We start from the raw sequence: 17,263 nt of genomic DNA, 5'->3' as shown, positions 1-17,263 counted from the left end.
CGACGGTTCCAGGTCAGGACCTGATCACTCGGGGATTCGGGTGGCGGTGGTCCTGCGGTGGGGTGAGGTCGTCGACCACCACCAGATTCCCGCCCGACTCCTTGGACCGGTACATGGCGGCATCGGCGGACTGCAACCGAAGTCCACCGGCGGGGTTTGGCACCATGAAATGGAATCTGGATTGATTCGGATATCGGCTGATCGCAGCCTCGTGGGGCGCCGGTGCTGGATCCGCCGGCACCGCAGAACAGATCGGTCAGGGTGATCATCGGCCGGTCTCCGGGGTGTCGAGCTGAAGCTGGGTGGCGTCGTCGAGGTAGCGCCATTGGATACGGGTGACCTCGGTGTCAGGTCGGCATCCCTTGTGGGTGGCGCAGAAGAACTCGACGAACTCGGCGGTGCTCATCTGCGGAAAGCCTTCCGCGGTCACCTCGGCCGAGGTGATATCGGCGAGGGATTCGCGGCGGGTCGAGACGACCTCGATATCGCCTATGCGGACCAAGGGCTCGCCGCGGCGGCGACCCATCACCTTTAGACGGGCGTGCCCAAACCCCCCACGGGGCGCAGCCGACGGGACCGTGGCCGGGACGTCCCTTCCCTCTGCTTTTCGGATCAGCGTCCGGCGAAGGTCGATATATCCTGTCACACAGCCGATTCGAGGGGGCAGCAGCATGGCGAGGGAGAGTCCGTCTTCGGGCCGTCGGCCCGGACCGGTGGTGGCGGGTCGAAGTCGCTCCCTGAGGACACCGAAGGCACCGGATCCGCCGGATCACGACGCACTCGCTCCGGTCGACCCCCCGGTTTCGCGAGATCGGCGAGACGGGCAGGAGGAGCGGGACACACCGACGACTCCGGGCGCAGCGCCGGCACCGCCCGCCGGCCCGTCGGCGGCGCCTGCCACTCGTGCGACAGCGAGGTGGACCAAGGCGGCCACGATAGCGAGCGCTGCCGGCACAGTGATGGCGGCGTTCGCCGCGGTCGGGGCTCTCTACTTCTCCAACAGCACGCTGAGCGCATCCAACGACGAGCTCGGCCTGGCGCGCCGGACCGCGCAATCGGAGCTACTCAGGTCGGCGACGGAGCAGTTGGAATCCGATAAGGAAAGTCTCCGCCTGAGCGGGGTGTACCTGCTCGAACGCCTCGCCCAGGATTCGGTCGCCGACCAGCCCACCGTCCGGCGATTGCTGGAGGCATTCGTGCGGACCGAAACCACAGACAGGCCGTGTGAGGTTCCCGAACGGGAAGCACCGGTCGATATCCAGGCCGCGATGGACGTCATCGTGAAATACGACGGCCTACCGGGATCGACCCACGAGTATCTCGAGGGCGCCTGTCTCGCCGATATCGTCCTGATCGACGTGAATCTGACCGGGGCGCACCTGACCGGCGCGGATCTCTCCCAGGCGTACCTCAACGGCACAGATCTGAGTTACACGTTTCTGGTCGATGTGAACCTGACCGAAACCGGCATGGCCCGCGTGAACCTCACCGAAGCGCAATTGAGCGGTGCGATCTTCGCCGACACGAACCTCTATCGTGCGAACCTCACCCAGGCGTCCCTGATCGATGCCGACCTCTCCCGGGCGTATCTGGTCGATGCCGACCTGACCCGGGCGCGCCTGACCGGCGCGAACTTCACCCGGGCGTACGTGACCGGCGCGAACTTCACCGGAGCCGGCCTCACCGGCGCGGACTTCACCGGAACAGACCTGACCGGCGTGAACTTCACCGGAGCCGGCCTGATCGACGTGAACTTCACCGGAATCGTCTATGACGACAGCACGCGGTGGCCGGACGGGTTCGTCCCGCCGCCTTCCGCGTGAGGTCAGGTGCCCGGTGCGCAGAATTGCCGCGGCGCGTTATCAGGTGACCGGGTGGCGGTGGTCCTCCGGTGGGGTGAGTTCGTCGACCACCACCAGATTCCCGCCCGACTGTTTGGCCCGGTACATGGCGGCGTCGGCGGACTGCAGCAGGCGGCTCGGATCCGGGCGGGGACATCGGGGACAGAGGGTGGCGTCGAAAACCGCCACTCCGACACTGGCCGTGACCTCCACCGCCGTCTCGGGCGTATCGGCCACCGCGCGCCGCAACCGCTCGGCCTCCGCGCGGGCTGCCGTGGCGGCTATCGGGGCGGCCACCACGAACTCCTCCCCGCCCGTCCGGGCCACCACGGCCGACTCGCCGGCGGCGTCGTACAGACAGCGCGCGGTGCGCACCAGGACGGTATCGCCGACGGGGTGGCCCCAGGTGTCGTTGACGTCCTTGAACCGGTCGAGGTCGAAGGTCATCACACAGACCGCGGGATAACGCTCCACCAGCGGCCGCAGCCGGATCTCCAGGCCCCGGCGGTTCAGCAGTTCGGTCAGCGGGTCCGACAGTGATTCGGTGCGCAGCATCCAGTAGAGGAGTTGCAGTGCGGGCAGCGCGCTGACCACCGAGACGAACAGCAGCAGCGCGACCGCGACGGCCAGCCGCACATCACCACCGCCGGTTTCGATCCGCACCGAGAACACGATCACCGACAGCAGCGACCACACCGTATGCGCGGCCAATGCCCGCGCGCTGTGGAAGAAGCCCAGGTAGCTGCCGGTGACCACGAGCAGCAATGTGCCCATCGCCCCGAACAACCGGTCGGGCAACTGGAGGAACTCGATCGTGAAGAGCACATCGGCGCAGGCGATGAGCACCAGTGATTCGGTCCGGCTCGGCCAGGGCAGTACCCACCAGCGCAAGGCCCACAGCGTTCCGGACAGTACCCCGACGGTGGACGCGATATCGGGACTCCCGACGGGCCCCACCGGCGTGCCCGCGATCACCGCGCCCATCACCGCGATGGCCGCGCCCGCGACACCGATCAGCAACCTGAGCGGTCCCAGCGCCGACCGGGCCGCCAGGGTGCGCACCAGCCAGTCGTAGTCGACCGGGTCGTTCCACCAGGCCCGCAGCGTCTTGCCGTCATTCATGACTCACCCTTGGTCCCGACCGCGTTACCCACCGTCGTTCGTACCGAGTGCGAGAACTCCAGGAAATCTCACCAGCTCGTCCGAGCAGTCTAGGCCGAACGGATTCATATCCGGCGAGCGACTATGTGTTCCAGTTCACCACGCCGTGTGGAGTAACACTGTTCCAAATCAGGGGCCGACCTGCGCGGACTCCGGCAAGGTCGCGACGGAACCACCGCTGCCCGGCACGCGACTACGACGCCGTCACGACGCATCTGCAGTTCGACTCGCCTGCACGGTCCCTCGCCTCCAACAGCGTCACGACACGCCGACCCGGTCGCACACGCCGCGCGGGATGCGGCCGAACGCCCGCGACGTCTCCAGGTTGACCGCATGGTCGGAGCCCGGCACGAGGCAATGCACCATCGACGAAAGCGACGCGGAAGTGTTCGCGCTGCTCACCGAAGCCGGCCTCGGGACCAGCCCCGCCGGAGAAACCTGGAGGCACCTCATGACGCTGACCTCGTCGATGATCCGCACGGTCACCACCGAACGCATACGCGACGAAGGCCGGGATCAAGGCCGCGCCGAAGGCCGCGCCGACGAAGCAGCGGGCAGCATCATACGAGTGCTCGACCGTCGCAGCATTCCCGTCAGTGAATCACAGCGAGCCCGGATCCGGTCGTGCACTGACCTCGACGTTCTCCGGCATTGGCTCGACCTGGCCACCACAGCCGAGTCCGTCGAGGATATTCTCGGCTGAACCGGCCGCGGGCCGGCAGGCACAAGATTTCCGCCGGCGAGGGACCTCAGAGTCCGCCGATGCCCTTGCCCAGAACCACGACCCCCATCAGTAGCAGGACGATCGCCAGCACGATGTGGTTGTTGTCCTGCAACCAGTCGCGCAGCCGGCCCAGCGGGGCCCGCAATTGTTCGGCGGCCACGATGTAGCCGATGATCACCGCGAGCACGCTGGCGGCCGAGAGCAGCGTGAACACCACGATGGCCACCACCTGCCCGCCCCCGCCGGTGCCGCTGGACCCGATCACCACACCCGCGGACAGGCAGAGCAGCAGGTTCTTCGGGTTCACCGCCGACAGCAGTACGCCCAATCCGGCGGCCCGCTCGACGGTGAGTTCGTCGACGGCGCGCATCCACGCCGGAACCTCGGTGTCCTCACGGTGCCACCACTGCACCGCGGCCAGGGCCAGCAGCAGCAGCCCGAGCACGATTTTCACCCAGGACCCGGCCGTGGACGGTTCCCGGTAGGGCGAACCGCCCAGCGGTCCGGCCAGCAGGGTGACGACCGCCGTCGCCAGCGCGATCCCTACCACCCAGCCACCCGCGAACCCCAGACCGGCACCGCGTGCCCGCGCCGACAGGATCATCAGGATCGCCGCCACGATCGGGATCGGCGAGATGGCCACGCCGACCGCGAGGGGTAACAGATCGCCCAGGACACTGCCCATGCTCAGGAAGGTAGAGCAGAGCGTCCGCGACCCGGCCCGGCAGCGCGGTCGCGAATCTGTGTCGTTGTCCCATCGTGACCGCTATGCCTGCCGGGGCGTTCAGGGGCGCGGCTCCAGGACGACGACAGCGGTCTCGGTAGAGCGGAGCGCGGCGTGGGCGTCCAGATCGTCCATCCGCTCCCCCCACCGGTCCCACAGCCGGGCCCGCTCCGCGCCCTCGGCGATCCGCCCGCGCACCGCGCGTGCCCCGTCCTTGAGTTCGACGTTCGCCTCGGGATGTTCCCGGAGATTGAGCCACCACGCCGGTTCGCCGTCGGACCAGCCGTTCATCGCCAGGGTGACGAGGTTCGGACCGTCCTCGAAGTAGCCGAGCAGGACGCTGCGCTCACGACCGGATCGGCGCCCGGTGGTGGTGAGCCGCATGGTCCCCCAGTGGGTGGCGTCCTTCGGAGCCCACAACCCGATCCGCCCGAACGTCACTCGATACAGCGCGCGGTGGATATGCCACGCCGAGACGACGAACCAGCGTGGGGGGATTCTCGCGGTGCGGTCGGATTCGCTGGGCACGGTATGCCTTCCGCCGGACCCGGGTCTGTGCTTGCCCGAGGCTTGTGCCGTGATTTTCCCATCGATTCGGCATCCACGGGCGGACACGACGCTGTTGCCCGGCGTCGTCCGGTCGGCCATGATCGGTCGATGAGCAAGGTCACGCTGTCGACCGAACTTCCCCTTCCCGCCCGGGACGCGTGCCTGCTGGCCCGGCGCCCGGAACTCTTCGAATTCGTCGTCTCCCCGGTGCTGCGGGTTCCGGGGCTCGAGTTCCCGGACACCCTCGCGCCGGGCACATCCGGATCGGCGCGCCTGTGGTGGTTCGGCATCCTGCCCACCTGGACCCACCGGCTGACGCTGGTCCATCTCGACGACACCGAGATCTACACCAACGAGCGCGGCGGGCCGGTGCGGGTCTGGAACCATCGGCTGACCTTCACCCCGCTCGGCGAAACCCGCTGCCGCTACACCGATGAGGTCGAGGTCGAGGACGGCTGGCGGGGCGCGGGTATCCGGCTGTTCGTCCACCTGATCTTCCGGTACCGGCACCGCCGCTGGCGGGAGCTGGCGCGGGTGCTGGCGGCGAGCGGATGGACCGCGGGGCCGATGAGCTGACTGCGCGGCATATCCAGGCGATTCCGTGCCCGCACTGCCGGCGCGGCGGTTATCGGTCCGCCGTCGGCAGCACGTAGGAGAACCACCGCACCCGGGGCAGCCACAGCAGCAACTCGCTCAGATCGGTCAACCCGGTGGCCCCGCTGACCCGCACGAGCCCGCGATGCAACCGGCGCCATTGCGCGAGTTCGCCCTCCGGTATGCGGCCCACGACCCGGTTGGCCCAGTGATCCCCGACCCCGTACGGCTCGAGGTCCGCGACGAAGCGGTCCAGTGGGATATCGGGCATCCGGTGGGCCAGGCCACCGGCGATATCTTCCGATGGCTCGGGGATCCGGTCCAGGACGGCGCCGAGTACGCGGGATCCGGCTGTCAGCAGGCCCAAGAGGACGATTACCGCCTCGTACTCGCCCGGCCCGCCGTCCAGCCCCAGAAAGCGGGAAGCATCCGACAGGTCCCGGGTCGATCGCACCATCCGGTAGAGGTTGAGAATACGTTTCGCTTCGCGGGGCGCGCCGATCAGTTCGTCCAGCGCCGCGAGGATCGTGATCTCCGCTTCGATCAGCGGGCGCGGTGCCGCCGTGACCCCGGCACGCTGCTGGGCGTCGAGTTCGGACCCGGGTTCGGCGACGATCGATTCGATCCGAGCCGACTGGATCGTGCCCCCGATAACGGTACCGGCGGAACCCTCCGGTGCACCGGTTTCCGGCGCTGCGGGGCCACCGGTCGCGGGGCGAGCGGTTTCGGCAGCCGGCTCGCCGGCGGCGGGCGGGAGAGCGTCGGGCCTGATGAGCGAGCGGAAAAGACTCTCCAGACCGGGTCCCGACACGGCAGGCAGAACGAGGGGAATATTGAGAATCTTCTCCAGATAGTCCTCGGGTCTGCTCCGCAACTCGTCCGGTTCGCCGTTCTCGACGGAGAACAACAGGTCGGCATAGCCGGTCCGCAGCGAGCGCAGCAGCCACCGGGGATCCACTCCCACGACCACCACGAACAACTCGAATGCCAGGAGCAGATGGACCGCCTGCAGGACTTCGACCACCTGGGCGGGCGGGCACCGGTCGAGATCATCGATGTAGAGCACGATCCGGTCCACCGGGCGGCGCGACCGATCCCACTCCTGCTCGCTGTCCCGCCACTCCGCCATCAGCGCGACCAGCTGTTCGAAATCCTTGCGGACCGTCGAGATGAGACCGAGGTTGCCCGCGTAGTCCTCGCTGCCGGCGCGACCGGCGATGAAACTGTGCAACCGCCGCCCCGGCCCGAGCTGGGCCAGCTGCCTGCCGAGTTCACCGATATGGACCACGACCTCGTCCAGTTGTGCCTGCGCCACGCTCTGTTCCGCCTCGGCGGCGCGGAGCCGGTCGAGGGTGTCCGACATCTGTTCGGCCACTGCCGAGTCCGCGGCATCACGCATGCCGGCGTGCAGGTCCTGGGCGAAATCATGAAGCGTGCGCAACCCGGTACGCGCCCGGACCAGCAGGGCGATTCCGGTTCCGGCCAGCACGCCGAAGAGTCCCGCCAACCCGGTCAGCCATTGGCGCACCGCCGGAGCGACGACAACGAGCAGCAGACAGGTGAGCAGCACCGCCGCCGCCCCCGCGAGCGCGAGCCGGCCCCGGCGGTCGGCCGGGGCCCGCCGCAGGGCTTCGGCCTCGGTCAGGGTGCCGTGCATCTCATCCGACAGCAACCGGGCCTGGGCGACCTGATCTGTTACCCCCAAGTGGCGCCACAGCTCCTCGACCCGATCACGGAAAATATCGGAATTCCGGAGCGCGGTCAGTAGATCGCCCACCGAGTTCTGCCGGGCTGCCGTCGCGCGTTCGACAGCGGCACGAAGCTCGGCGGCCACTTCACCGGCCTCGGCCGTGGCGATCTCGAGTTGTCTGCGTTCGTCGACGCGCCGGGCCAGTTCCCGCCGGATCAGCTCCGCCCGCTCACGCCCACTCGGATCGGGCCCGGCGAGCTGGCGGAAGATCTCATCGCCGAGGCTGGCCCACAGGTTGCTGTCGGTGTAATGCCAGGCGTTGAAACCGATCTGCACGATTTCGGAGCAGTAGCGCGCCTCGGAACCGGCGAGTTCGCCGATCCGGTCACGCAACATGGCCATGAAGTAGCTTTTGCCGGAGCCCCACGCGCCGAATACGCCCACCGACAGCGGCAGCGGTGTCTGCCGATCGGCGATAACCGTGGCCAGCATGGAAACGTAGGGTGCGACACCGAGCTGGTCACGACCGAGCGGGATCCCGATATTCGGATCGACCAGATCGCTGGACAGCCCACCCGCCAGTTCACTGACCGCGGGTGGTCGCACGCGGGCGAACTCAGCGGTGATGGCCTCCGCTTCGTCCGCCCTGCGACAGAAGAATACGAGGGACTCCAGCTGGTCCGGTGTTTCGTCGACTGCGTACTCGAGCGCGGCTCCCACGATGACCGGCACGACATCAGAGCTGGATTGGCCCAGAATACCGGTGGTGAGCAGGGGCAGCCCCAGCGACCGCGTCGCGCCTTCGGCGGCGACCCGGATCGCTTGCCGGACGGCAGATTGCAAGGAATCGGGTACGTGGCTATCGCCACCGAGCCGGCGGGGGTTGACCAACAGAGCCCGCTCCGGCCGCGTCGGGGAGAGCGCGAAGAACCTGGGATGGTCGGCGTCGATCAATTCGTAGGTGATCAGGTTCCATGCCGCATCCGGATACTGATCGCGCAGGATGTACCCGAGTGACCCGAGCTGGCTGCCGACCGATACGGCGATCGTATCGATATCCAGCTCCCAGGGCCGCTCGGTCAACGCCACCGTGAACCTCGTTGTGCCTACTGTGCCGAGGTCTGTGATCACCGCATCCGCGGATGTGGTCATTGCGAGCTCCCCCTACGCGTCTGTACCCGCCCAGCCGCTGATCAGCGATCATGAGAGCGAATAGCGCACAGCCTATCTCGCAGCACTCGGCCGCATATGCATCGTCTCGGATCGGGCCGAGCGACGCCGGCGCAGCGGGCCGGGACAGCGGTAGGCCGATAGCCCGGCTGCAGGCCCCCGCGTCAGCTGACGTCGCGGCGCAGCCAGGTGATCTCCGCGCCCTCGCTGCCGGTGCGGTAGACCTCGAGGTCCTCGTCCCAGGCGGTGCCGAGGGCGCGATCGATTTCGGCGGGCAGATCGTAGGCGGCGTGGCGGCCGAGTTCGGCGTCGGCGCGCAGCATGGCGCGCAGACGCATCTCGCCGACCATCACATCGCCGTTGGCGCTGGTGGAGCCGTGCCAGAGGCCGAGGGACGGGACGAAACTGTAGCGTTCGCCGTCCACCCCCTCACTGGGGTCCTCGGTGACCTCGAAGCGCAGGACCGGCCACGAGCGCAGTGATTGCGCGAGACGCGAGGCGGTGCCGACCGGGCCGACCCAGTCGGTGGTGGCTCTGAGCTGACCGGGGGCGGCGGGCTGGGCGGTCCAGCGCAGGCTGGCGGGTGCGCCGAGGGCGGCCGCGAGAGCCCATTCGATATGCGGGCACAGCGCGGTGGGCGACGAGTGGATATAGACCACACCCGCCGTCGCCTCCCCGTATCGACTCGATGCGCGCACCACGTACACCTCCGGTTTCGACGATGCTCGTCTTCCCCAACGGTCCGTCGAAAAGGCGTTGCCCGAGTGTACTCGAGTGCCCGGTGTTGCACGTGTTACTTATCGCCCCGTGTTGCGCGCGAGCTTCGCTTCCCCGATCACCGAATCGCTGAACGGGGGCCATACTTCGCGCGACCAGTCGCCGAAATTCTCGTCGCTCAACGCGACACAGGCCAGATCGAGTGCCGGATCCACCCACAGGAAGGTGCCCGATTGCCCGAAATGACCGTATGTCCGTGGCGAGTTGGCCGTTCCGGTCCAGTGCGGTGATTTGCCGTCGCGGATCTCGAAACCCAGGCCCCAGTCGTTGGGCCGTTGCGAACCGAATCCGGGCAGTACGCCGCCGACGCCGGGGAACTGGACGGCGACCGCCTCGGCATGGGTCTGTGGCGAGATCAGTCGGGGCGCGAGCAGTTCGGAGGCGAAGGACAGCAGGTCCGCCAGGGTGGAATGCGCGCCGTGACCGGCCGAACCGGTGAGTTCGGACCCGGTCATGCCGAGCGGTTCGAATACGGCCTCACGCAGGTACCGCGGGAAGGCGATACCGGTGTTCGCGGCGACGAAATCGGCCAGGATCTCGAAGCCGGCACTGGAGTAGATCCGGCGGGCGCCGGGTTCGGCGAGGATATCGGTGGTATCGAAGGCGACGCCGGAGGTGTGCGCCAGCAGATGCCGGACCGTCGATCCGGGTGGGCCGGCGGGCTGGTCGAGTTCGATCGCGCCCTCCTCCACGGCCACCAGCACCGCGTAGGCGGCAAGGGGTTTGGTCACCGAGGCGAGGCGGAAGACGCGGTCGGGATCACCGGCCGATTCCCGGCCGTCCCGGGTGACGACGCCGGCCGCGGCGTGCCGGACCGGCCATTGCTTGATCTGCTCGAGTGCGCGCACACCTCGACATTACGAGACCGGGCGGGCCGTCCGGCAGCCGCCCGAATCACGGGCCGCCAGGGCCTCCCGGGCCGGGACGGACCGCCCGGCCGGGAGACGGCGGATCAGCGATCCGCGTCGGTGTACTTGATGATGCCGCGGATGTTCTTGCCGTCCAGCATGTCCTTGTACCCCTGGTTCACGTCCTCCAGGGAGTAGCTGCGGGTGACCATATCGTCGAGATTCAGCTGGCCGGCCTTGTACAGCGAGAGCAGCCGCGGGATGTCCTGCCGGGCATTGCCGCCGCCGAAGATGCAGCCCTTCACCGTCTTCTGCAGCATGGAGAGCAGGAAGGTGTTCATCCGCACGTCGAAGGCGTCCATCCGGCCCATCGAGGTGACGACCAGGGTGCCGGCCTTCGCCGTGAGAATCAGCCCCTCCTCGATGTACTCGCCCTCCATCTCACCCATGGTGAGGATGACCTTGTCGGCCATCCGCCCCTCGGTGGCCTCCATCAGCGGCATGATCGCGTCGGTCATGCTGGTGTAGGTGTGGGTGGCGCCGAACTTCTTCGCCTGTTCGAGTTTCCACGGGTTCGGGTCGATGGCGACGACCTTCTGCGCCCCGGCCAGCACGGCGCCCTGCAGCGCACTCATCCCGACACCGCCGATGCCGACGATGGCCGCGGTATCGCCGGGCATCACGTTGGCGACATGGGTGGAGGAGCCGAAACCGGTGGGCACACCGCAGCCGACCAGGCAGGCGACCTCGAACGGGACCTCGGGGTCGATCTTGACCACCGAGCTGTAGTGCACCGTCATATACGGCGAGAAGGTCCCCAGCAGGCACATCGGGATGACGTCCTTGCCGCGGGCCTGGATGCGGTAGCTGCCGTCGCTGACGGACTGTCCCGAGAGCAGGCCCATCCCGAGGTCGCACAGCGCCATATTGCCCGATACACAGGCCGGACAGCGGCCGCAGGCGGGGATGAACGACAGCACCACGTGATCGCCGACCGCCAGATCGGGCGGGGTGCCCGGGCCGAGCTCGGTGATGACGCCCGCGCCTTCGTGACCGCCCATGGCCGGGAACGACGGCATCGGGGTGGCACCGGTGACCATGTGATGGTCCGAATGGCACATTCCGGCGGTTTCCAGCTGGATCTGCACCTCACCGGCGCGCGGGTCGCCGAGTTCGATTTCCTCCACGGACCACGGCTCGTCGATCCCCCACAGGATCGCGCCCTTCGTCTTCATTCGTGTCCGACCTCTCGCATGCGCGGGCTTTCATGTGACAGTCTCCACAGTACGATACGAACTGGAACACGTTCTACTGATTGTCGGAAGTTGTCCGGCGAAACTGGTCAAGTGACCACAGCACGGTGGCCGGCGTCGGAATCTCCGTCGCCGGCCACCGCCGAGATCACTATCGAATCGTCCGCTTCCACCGTCGATGCCCACCGACGGGCCCACCCGAAGGCGACCGCGGGACCTCCCGGCCGGCCGCACTCCGACGCGGAGCGCACCCCCGCGACAACCTCGCGAGAGTGAAACCTGTTCTCACTCCATGAGTCCACGCGCCCGCGCGAACAGTTCGAGCGTATTGGCGTGCAGGAAATCGCCGACCTTCTTCGGCGCCTTCCCCGCGAACGCGCGGGCGTAGGTGCCCTCGAGCACGATGCCGAGTTTGAAACAGGCCAGCACGGTGTACCAGGTGACCGCGCTCAGGTCGCGCTGGGAGAACTTGCCGTAGTGCGCGATCATCTCCGCGCTCGACGGCAGCCCGCCGGCCTCGCCCAGTTTGCCGATGAGGGCCGCGCCGGAGGTCCCGGGTTCGGGCCGGGTCGCGATCTGCCAGCCGAGGTCCAGCAGCGGGTCGCCGATGGTCGACATCTCCCAGTCCACCAGCGCCGCGACCTCGGGCCGCTCATAGGAGAACATGATGTTGGCGAGATGACAGTCGCCGTGCAGGATGCCGGGCGTCCACTCGGCGGGCCTGTTGCGCTCGAGCCAGTCGGCCACATCGTTCAGGCCGGGGATCTCCGGTCCCGGATAGCCCTCGTGGGACGAATACGAATCGAGTTCGTGCATCCAGCGGCCCACCTGGCGCTCCAGGAAGCCCTCCGGTTTGCCGTAATCGGACAGGCCCAGCGCCTGGTAGTCGAGGGCTCCGAGGCGGGCGATGGCCTCCACCGCCGACAGGCCCATCTGCCGCCGGGCCTCGGGGTCGCCGGCGAAACGCTCCGGGAGTTCGGTCTGCGGGTTGTAACCGTCGATCGGCTCCATCAGGTAGAACACCGCGCCCAGGACCGATTCGTCGAGTTCGGCGGCGATCACCCGGGGCGCGCGGACGTCGGTGCCCGCCAGCGCGCCCAGCAGGCGGGCCTCGCGCCGGATGACCTCGTTGCTCTTCGGGCGCAGATGCGCCGGGCCGCGGCGCAGGACGTAGTCGCGCCCGTCCCGGGTGAAGCGCAGCATGATGTTCTGGGTGCCCCCACCGAGGGTCTTCACATCCCGGAACTCACCACCGGAGAGCCCCCGCTCATCCATCCAGTTCCCGACCACGGTGAAGTCGACGTGCTCACGATCCACGCCTACCGGCTGCGCAACAGACATGCCTGACATTGTGCCCCACCCGCCGCTCCGAACTGCGGGCAACCGACAACAGTTCGGCGCCCGGGCCGGGCGTAGGGTTCTGACCACGATGTCCTTCTCTCTCACGCTCCAGCACCAGCTGCTCGAACGCGCTGTCGACACCGAGGCCGCCTTCCTCCGGTTGTACGGCGCGTCGCCCACCGCGTTCTGGCTGGACAGCGAGCACGTCGAACCGGGTCTCGACCGCTTCTCGTTCCTCGGCGACGCCGCGGGACCGCTCGCGGAGGTGGTGCGGTACCGGGTCGGCAGCGGGCAGGTCACCGTGACCGGCTCCGGCGGCCGGCGAACAGTGTCCGGCACGATCCTGGACTACCTGGACGAGCAGTTACGGGCCAGGTCCCTGCCGACCACCCCGGACCTGCCCTTCGATTTCACCGGGGGCTATGTCGGCTACCTGGGGTACGAGGTGAAGGCCGACTGTGGCGGCGCGGCCGCGCACCGGGCGGCCGCACCCGACGCGCAGTGGCTCTTCGCCGACCGGCTGGTGGTGGTCGACCACCTGGCCGGCCGCACCCACCTGCTGGCTCTCACCGGACCGGGCGCCGAAGCCGCGGGCGCTGGTACCGCATGGCTGCGCGCCACCGCGGAAATCCTCGACGCGGTGCCCACCTGGACCAACCCGCCGCCGATCGCGGTGCCGCTCGACGGCGCCGTGCTCGAGAAACATCTGGCCCGCGGCCGCGCGCGCTACCTGCGGGATATCGCGGAATGCCGGCGGGCGCTGCAGGCCGGTGAGTCCTACGAGATCACGCTGACCGACCAGCTCACCGCCGCCGCCACCACCGGCGGACTGGACGTCTACCGCACGCTGCGCCGCGCCAACCCCGCGCCCTATTCCGCCTACCTGCGCTTCGACGATCTCGAGATCGCCTGTTCCTCGCCCGAACGGTTCCTGAAGGTCGATCGGCATCGCACCGTCGAGACGAAACCCATCAAGGGCACCGCCCGCCGCGACCCGGATCCCGAGATCGACGAACGGTTGCGCCGCGGCCTCACCGAGGATCCGAAGACCCGCGCCGAGAACGTGATGATCGTGGACCTGCTCCGCAACGATCTGGGCCGGGTCTGCGAAACCGGCAGTGTGCGGGTGCACCGGCTGCTGGCGACCGAAACCTATTCCACGGTGCACCAGCTGGTCTCGACCGTGCGCGGCGTCCTGCGCGCCGATATCGGGGTCGTCGACTGCCTGCGCGCCTGTTTTCCGGGCGGTTCCATGACCGGCGCGCCCAAGTTGCGCACCATGGAGATCATCGACGCACTGGAAACCCGGGCCCGCGGTGTGTATTCGGGGACGATCGGTTTCCTGGGCCCGGGCGGGACGGCCGATCTCAATATCGTGATCCGCACGGCGGTGCGCTACCGCGGCGAATGGCAGATCGGGGCGGGCGGCGCGATCGTGCTGGATTCGGTGGACCAGGACGAATACGACGAAATGCTGCTCAAGGCCGCCGCGGTGTTCCGGGCCCTGGCACCCGGCCCGGCACTGCCCACGGCGGACCTACCGGCGGCGGGGTGAGCACGACCGCGCCCGCCGGTCGCGAACCGGGGGCGTAAACGCGCGGCTCGATACGGCGAACGGCGCGACAATGGAGCGATGGCACAGCTCTGGGTGAAAACACATGGCGGGAACTGGCTTCGGGCCGACCAGATCATCGAGATCGGCGCCGAACCGGTGCGTGAGCGCGGGCCGAACGACGGGTCGGGTGCCGTCGAGGTGGTCGCCCGGCTCGCGGTGACCACCGGCAGCGGGAATTGGGACTACGACCGCGGCACCGGCACGGTGGGGCCGAGTATCCGGGTGCTCGGACGCTATCCGACCGGCGAGATCGCCGAGCGGATCGCCGATCAGCTGGTGCTGATCCTGCTCAGCGCCAGCAGGAACGCGCAGATCACCTTCGACGACGAACAGGTGCGGGTCCGGCCGGTGCACGACGGCACGTCCCACGACACCCCGTACAACGGCAGCACGCTCGATCCGCGCTGACCCCTCGTGCCGTCACGACCGGCGGCGGGGGCGTTTGCGAGGCGGGTCCGGATCCGGGGCGGGCGGTTCCGGCGCCGACAGACCGGCCATGCGGCCCAGCCGGCCCACCCCGGGAAGCCGGGACAGTGCGCCGAACAGGTCCTCCCCCAGCGCGATCAGCGCCTCCAGCCGGGGCAGCAACCGGTCGTAGGCGGCGAAGGCGGGGTCGGCCAGGGCCAGCGTGCGATCGAGGCGGTCGACCGTGGCGTTGAGCCGGTCGATGGCGGTGGCGAGATTGTCGAGCAGATCGGGCAGCTGCGCCGCGAGTTGCGCCGAGGCCGGCGGCAGCCGCACCGCCGTATCGAAGGCCGTCCCGGCCGTCAGCTGGGCGGCCTCGAGCGCCTGCCCCGCCGCCGATTGCGCGGCGTCCACCGCGGACTGGGCGGCGGCGAGGACATCGGCGGGCGTGGGCACGCGCCGCGCGCCCGATCTGCCCGCCGGACGTTTCGCTCCCGGCTGCCCCGGATCGGTCATGGCACAACTCTGCCGCATCCACCTCGAACAATGCGATGACCTGCGCGCCTGCGGGCGTGTCGGCGCCACATGGCATAGTTCGACGGCGATGGAACTGAGCAAGGGCGCCCATACGCCGATACCGACATCTCTTCTGGCCGTGGTGATTTCCTGGCGGTCCGAACATGCGGTGGACGCGCACGCCCTGCTGCTGGACGCGGACGGGTCGGTACGGGGCGACCGGGATCTCGTGTTCTACAACGCGCCGCGCCATATCTCGCAGGCCGTGACCCTCGACCAGGATCCGGCGCCGGGTACGGCGCGGCTGAGCGTCTCGCTGCCGCGCACCGAATCCGAGGTGGACCGGATCGTGGTGTCGGGATCACTGGAGGAGGCGACCTTCGCCCAGGTCGGCGACCTCCGCGTCACCGTGCACGCGGTCGACGGGCCGGTCGCGGTGTACACCGTCGCCGATTCGGAATCGGTATCGGCCATGATGTTCGGCGAGTTCTACCGCCGGGACGGTGGCTGGCGATTCCGGGCGGTCGGCCAGGGCTGGGCCACCGGAATGGCGGGCCTGATCACCGAATTCGGGATCGAGGTGGAGGACGAATCCGATTCGCCGGCGGCCGCCCGGCGCGCCGGCGCGCCCCCCGGGCGGCCGCGAGCGAACGGGCACGGAGTGCGGGAGGACGCACCGGGAGCCCCGGATAACGAAACCGCCGTGCTGACCGGGCCGGCGCGTGGCGGCGAGCCGGCCCGCGACCCCCGGCAGGGGGCCGCCGCCCCTGCGACCGAACGGCCGGGGCCGGTGGCCGAGCCCGCACGGCAGCACGCCGAGATGCATCCCGGCAACGCGCACTACCGACTCGACGAAGCGCCCGGAGTCCCGGTCCAGGCCGCACCCTGGGATCGTTTCGCCGGTGAGATCCCGGCCCGGCGGACACCGGGCACGGTATCGCTGCGACGGGTCACCGGATCGCAACCGGCGCCGCTCCCGCCGCCGCCGCCGGGCTCCGGGCGCGCCGACTGGTACCGCGACCCCGAGGATCCCACTGTGCTGCGGTGGTGGGACGGCGATCGATGGACCGCCGAATCCCGGCCGTCGGCGCGGCCGCATCCCCACGATTGCGATCGGTGCGGCGCGCGCCGCCGGCGGCGGATGTTCGGCGGGCACCACCCCTGCGCGACCTGCGCCGCGGAGACCGAGGAATTCCTCGTCCACTGGCATACTCGCGCGGCGCGGATACTCGGCGGGCCGGGTCCACACGGCGCCGACTGGGCGGAGTTGTGGGCGTCGCTGCGCTATCAGCGGATCGACGCCGCGGCCGCCCGCGCCGCCCTGCAACCGGAAGCCCTGCAGTATGTGGAGCGACGGGTGGCCTTCGCCTTCGCCGACGGGCAGATCTCGGCCGAGGAATTCGACGAGGTCGAGTACGCGATCTCCGAACTGGGCCTGCGCGGCCCGATGATCGACGAGCTGCGGGCACGGATGGCGCGCGGCCGGGAGCTCTCACGCCTGCGTGAAGGCGAGCTGCCCTCGATTCACACCCCGGATCTACATCTGGACGCCGAGGAACTGGTCTACCTCGATATCGACGCCACCCATATCCGGGAGCTGGCCCGCGGGCCCAAACACACCGACGGCCGGTTGATCGTGAGCACGAAGAAGCTACGGTTCGTCGGCCCGGGCGCCGGGGTGGAGATCCCGTGGTCGCGAATCGTCTCGGTATCGGCCGAGCACGGCACGGTCGTGGTCGCGGCGACCTCGGCGCGCGGCGGCGCCCTGTTCGCCGCCGCCGATCCGGATTACCTCGCCGCCGCGCTGGAAGGCGCGCTTCGGATCGCCAAACGGCTGGTGCTGGCCCCCGGGCAGCGGGATTCGCGCAGTATCCCGCAGGAGGTGAAGGCGCAGGTGTGGCAGCGTGACGGCGGGCGCTGTGTGGAATGCGGGGAGAGCCACTACCTGGAGTTCGACCACATCATCCCGCTCAGCCGCGGCGGCGCCACCAGCGCGGCGAACCTGCAGATCCTGTGCCGCGGCTGTAACCGCGACAAGGGCGCGAACATCTGAGC

At 69.0% G+C, this 17,263-nt stretch carries 17 protein-coding genes; 6 read left to right on the top strand and 11 right to left on the bottom strand.

What is annotated here, in order from left to right:
• Window positions 1–13: 13 nt before the first annotated feature.
• Both ACZ6SF_RS17870 and ACZ6SF_RS17865 read right to left on the bottom strand, forming a co-directional pair.
• On the bottom strand, window positions 14–166 hold the full coding sequence (locus ACZ6SF_RS17870; RefSeq protein ID WP_466063245.1) for a hypothetical protein: 153 nt from the start codon (window positions 164–166) through the stop codon (window positions 14–16).
• A 99-nt stretch (window positions 167–265) separates the two neighbouring features.
• The gene (locus ACZ6SF_RS17865) at window positions 266–526 is read right to left on the bottom strand and encodes an ASCH domain-containing protein (RefSeq protein WP_466063244.1); all 261 of its coding nucleotides are present in this window, start codon (window positions 524–526) and stop codon (window positions 266–268) included.
• Window positions 527–959: 433 nt separating this feature from the next.
• Between ACZ6SF_RS17865 and ACZ6SF_RS17860 the strand changes: the two genes are divergently transcribed.
• Window positions 960–1,823 carry a pentapeptide repeat-containing protein gene (locus ACZ6SF_RS17860; protein ID WP_466063243.1) on the top strand — a complete coding sequence of 288 codons (864 nt, stop codon included), beginning with the start codon at window positions 960–962 and terminating at the stop codon, window positions 1,821–1,823.
• Window positions 1,824–1,862: 39 nt separating this feature from the next.
• Here ACZ6SF_RS17860 and ACZ6SF_RS17855 read toward each other — a convergent pair whose 3' ends face one another.
• The gene (locus ACZ6SF_RS17855; RefSeq protein ID WP_466063242.1) at window positions 1,863–2,963 is read right to left on the bottom strand and encodes a GGDEF domain-containing protein; all 1,101 of its coding nucleotides are present in this window, start codon (window positions 2,961–2,963) and stop codon (window positions 1,863–1,865) included.
• A 334-nt stretch (window positions 2,964–3,297) separates the two neighbouring features.
• On the opposite strand from ACZ6SF_RS17855, the gene ACZ6SF_RS17850 reads away from it, so the two are divergent.
• Window positions 3,298–3,705, top strand: coding sequence for a hypothetical protein (locus tag ACZ6SF_RS17850; RefSeq protein ID WP_466063241.1), 408 nt, complete (start codon window positions 3,298–3,300; stop codon window positions 3,703–3,705).
• A 46-nt stretch (window positions 3,706–3,751) separates the two neighbouring features.
• On the opposite strand, the gene ACZ6SF_RS17845 is transcribed toward ACZ6SF_RS17850, so the two are convergent.
• Entirely contained in the window at window positions 3,752–4,411 is a 660-nt protein-coding gene (locus tag ACZ6SF_RS17845; RefSeq protein ID WP_466063240.1) for a GAP family protein, read from the bottom strand.
• 99 nt (window positions 4,412–4,510) lie between these two features.
• A complete protein-coding gene (locus tag ACZ6SF_RS17840) occupies window positions 4,511–4,978 on the bottom strand; it encodes a nitroreductase/quinone reductase family protein (protein ID WP_466063239.1) in 468 nt (155 codons plus the stop codon).
• Between the two features lie 129 nt (window positions 4,979–5,107).
• Here ACZ6SF_RS17840 and ACZ6SF_RS17835 point away from each other — a divergent pair, with 129 nt between their 5' ends.
• The gene (locus tag ACZ6SF_RS17835; protein ID WP_466063238.1) at window positions 5,108–5,575 is read left to right on the top strand and encodes a hypothetical protein; all 468 of its coding nucleotides are present in this window, start codon (window positions 5,108–5,110) and stop codon (window positions 5,573–5,575) included.
• Between the two features lie 49 nt (window positions 5,576–5,624).
• On the opposite strand, the gene ACZ6SF_RS17830 is transcribed toward ACZ6SF_RS17835, so the two are convergent.
• The 5 genes from ACZ6SF_RS17830 to ACZ6SF_RS17810 form a co-directional block, all read right to left on the bottom strand.
• Window positions 5,625–8,435 (bottom strand): P-loop NTPase fold protein, encoded by a 2,811-nt coding sequence (locus ACZ6SF_RS17830; protein ID WP_466063237.1) that lies wholly within the window; start codon window positions 8,433–8,435, stop codon window positions 5,625–5,627.
• 182 nt (window positions 8,436–8,617) lie between these two features.
• A complete protein-coding gene (locus ACZ6SF_RS17825; RefSeq protein WP_466063236.1) occupies window positions 8,618–9,151 on the bottom strand; it encodes a DUF3145 domain-containing protein in 534 nt (177 codons plus the stop codon).
• Between the two features lie 99 nt (window positions 9,152–9,250).
• The gene (locus tag ACZ6SF_RS17820) at window positions 9,251–10,078 is read right to left on the bottom strand and encodes a serine hydrolase domain-containing protein (RefSeq protein WP_466063235.1); all 828 of its coding nucleotides are present in this window, start codon (window positions 10,076–10,078) and stop codon (window positions 9,251–9,253) included.
• Between the two features lie 104 nt (window positions 10,079–10,182).
• Window positions 10,183–11,313, bottom strand: a complete 1,131-nt coding sequence (locus tag ACZ6SF_RS17815) for an NDMA-dependent alcohol dehydrogenase (protein ID WP_466063234.1) — start codon at window positions 11,311–11,313, stop codon at window positions 10,183–10,185.
• A 303-nt stretch (window positions 11,314–11,616) separates the two neighbouring features.
• Entirely contained in the window at window positions 11,617–12,681 is a 1,065-nt protein-coding gene (locus ACZ6SF_RS17810; protein ID WP_466063233.1) for a phosphotransferase family protein, read from the bottom strand.
• 79 nt (window positions 12,682–12,760) lie between these two features.
• Here ACZ6SF_RS17810 and pabB point away from each other — a divergent pair, with 79 nt between their 5' ends.
• Together pabB and ACZ6SF_RS17800 are read left to right on the top strand one after the other, a co-directional pair.
• Window positions 12,761–14,227, top strand: a complete 1,467-nt coding sequence (pabB, locus tag ACZ6SF_RS17805; protein WP_466063232.1) for an aminodeoxychorismate synthase component I — start codon at window positions 12,761–12,763, stop codon at window positions 14,225–14,227.
• 78 nt (window positions 14,228–14,305) lie between these two features.
• Complete coding sequence (locus ACZ6SF_RS17800; RefSeq protein WP_466063231.1) at window positions 14,306–14,695, top strand: hypothetical protein; 390 nt, start codon at window positions 14,306–14,308, stop codon at window positions 14,693–14,695.
• Between the two features lie 12 nt (window positions 14,696–14,707).
• Here ACZ6SF_RS17800 and ACZ6SF_RS17795 read toward each other — a convergent pair whose 3' ends face one another.
• Window positions 14,708–15,208: a hypothetical protein gene (locus ACZ6SF_RS17795; RefSeq protein ID WP_466063230.1), complete on the bottom strand. Its 501-nt coding sequence runs from the start codon at window positions 15,206–15,208 to the stop codon at window positions 14,708–14,710.
• On the opposite strand from ACZ6SF_RS17795, the gene ACZ6SF_RS17790 reads away from it, so the two are divergent.
• On the top strand, window positions 15,207–17,261 hold the full coding sequence (locus ACZ6SF_RS17790) for a TerD family protein (RefSeq protein ID WP_466063228.1): 2,055 nt from the start codon (window positions 15,207–15,209) through the stop codon (window positions 17,259–17,261). The genes ACZ6SF_RS17795 and ACZ6SF_RS17790 overlap by 2 nt on opposite strands.
• Window positions 17,262–17,263 lie beyond the last annotated feature (2 nt).

This window comes from Nocardia sp. NPDC049935, assembly GCF_055586645.1.
Note: the sequence above shows the minus strand (reverse complement) of the source record. Positions and strands in the feature narration are given on the sequence as shown.

What these genes read in the sequence shown, in the direction of transcription:
- ACZ6SF_RS17860 (WP_466063243.1), top strand. Translation starts at nt 960, where the DNA reads ATGGCGGCGTTCGCCGCGGTCGGGGCTCTCTACTTCTCCAACAGCACG.
- ACZ6SF_RS17835 (WP_466063238.1), top strand. Translation starts at nt 5,108, where the DNA reads ATGAGCAAGGTCACGCTGTCGACCGAACTTCCCCTTCCCGCCCGGGAC.
- ACZ6SF_RS17810 (WP_466063233.1), bottom strand. Translation starts at nt 12,681, where the DNA reads ATGTCAGGCATGTCTGTTGCGCAGCCGGTAGGCGTGGATCGTGAGCAC.
- ACZ6SF_RS17795 (WP_466063230.1), bottom strand. Translation starts at nt 15,208, where the DNA reads ATGACCGATCCGGGGCAGCCGGGAGCGAAACGTCCGGCGGGCAGATCG.
- pabB (WP_466063232.1), top strand. Translation starts at nt 12,761, where the DNA reads ATGTCCTTCTCTCTCACGCTCCAGCACCAGCTGCTCGAACGCGCTGTC.
- ACZ6SF_RS17800 (WP_466063231.1), top strand. Translation starts at nt 14,306, where the DNA reads ATGGCACAGCTCTGGGTGAAAACACATGGCGGGAACTGGCTTCGGGCC.
- ACZ6SF_RS17850 (WP_466063241.1), top strand. Translation starts at nt 3,298, where the DNA reads ATGCGGCCGAACGCCCGCGACGTCTCCAGGTTGACCGCATGGTCGGAG.
- ACZ6SF_RS17870 (WP_466063245.1), bottom strand. Translation starts at nt 166, where the DNA reads ATGGTGCCAAACCCCGCCGGTGGACTTCGGTTGCAGTCCGCCGATGCC.
- ACZ6SF_RS17815 (WP_466063234.1), bottom strand. Translation starts at nt 11,313, where the DNA reads ATGAAGACGAAGGGCGCGATCCTGTGGGGGATCGACGAGCCGTGGTCC.
- ACZ6SF_RS17855 (WP_466063242.1), bottom strand. Translation starts at nt 2,963, where the DNA reads ATGAATGACGGCAAGACGCTGCGGGCCTGGTGGAACGACCCGGTCGAC.
- ACZ6SF_RS17845 (WP_466063240.1), bottom strand. Translation starts at nt 4,411, where the DNA reads ATGGGCAGTGTCCTGGGCGATCTGTTACCCCTCGCGGTCGGCGTGGCC.
- ACZ6SF_RS17790 (WP_466063228.1), top strand. Translation starts at nt 15,207, where the DNA reads ATGGCACAACTCTGCCGCATCCACCTCGAACAATGCGATGACCTGCGC.
- ACZ6SF_RS17830 (WP_466063237.1), bottom strand. Translation starts at nt 8,435, where the DNA reads ATGACCACATCCGCGGATGCGGTGATCACAGACCTCGGCACAGTAGGC.
- ACZ6SF_RS17865 (WP_466063244.1), bottom strand. Translation starts at nt 526, where the DNA reads ATGGGTCGCCGCCGCGGCGAGCCCTTGGTCCGCATAGGCGATATCGAG.